Raw genomic sequence first — 514 nt, forward strand, 5'->3', positions numbered from 1 at the left:
CGAAGTGGCTCAAGACATCACCCATCGGCAGACATTATTTATCAAGGTAAAAAATACGATACGGTCATAAATAAAAGAGACAGTTTACAGTTAGGATTCAACAACACCACGTTCTTTTACGATGAGAAACTTGATAGAGTTTTTTGTCGTGATTCTGGTATAGAAAGAGGAAAGTATGTTGCTCTTATATGTTTCCTGTTGTCTTTCCTGCTTTGGTTAGAGGCAAATAAAGATGTCAACAAGAAGAAAAAATAGACATTAATATTCACTTTCTGTGGATTGCAAATTCACAGGCTAAAATTAATACTACTATGGATAAAAAAGTAAAGCTAAGAGATATACTTGTAGATGTTGCTTTGCAATGGCAAGCAAGTTTTGGTATAGCTCCGTCTATTACGAGTTCAATTTCTGAATATGATGCAGCAATGTTGGTTGGTATGTCAGAGAAAGAATACTCTGATTACATGAGAGACAAAACTGCTGTTGCCAAAGGGACGGATTTCGTTTATAGAAA

General features: G+C 35.2%; 1 protein-coding gene and 1 pseudogene. Both read left to right on the forward strand.

All coding sequences use genetic code 11. The annotated features are described in order from the left end of the window. Positions 1 to 255: hypothetical protein (locus tag DXD25_RS17390; protein ID WP_222847566.1), on the forward strand; the 255-nt coding region annotated here is incomplete at its 5' end. Between the two features lie 56 nt (positions 256 to 311). Continuing rightward, a pseudogene (locus DXD25_RS16475) lies at positions 312 to 514 on the forward strand (hypothetical protein); the annotation flags it as partial.

This window comes from Prevotella sp. TF12-30 (assembly GCF_003436715.1).
GTDB classification, from domain to species: Bacteria; Bacteroidota; Bacteroidia; order Bacteroidales; family Bacteroidaceae; genus Prevotella; species Prevotella copri_A.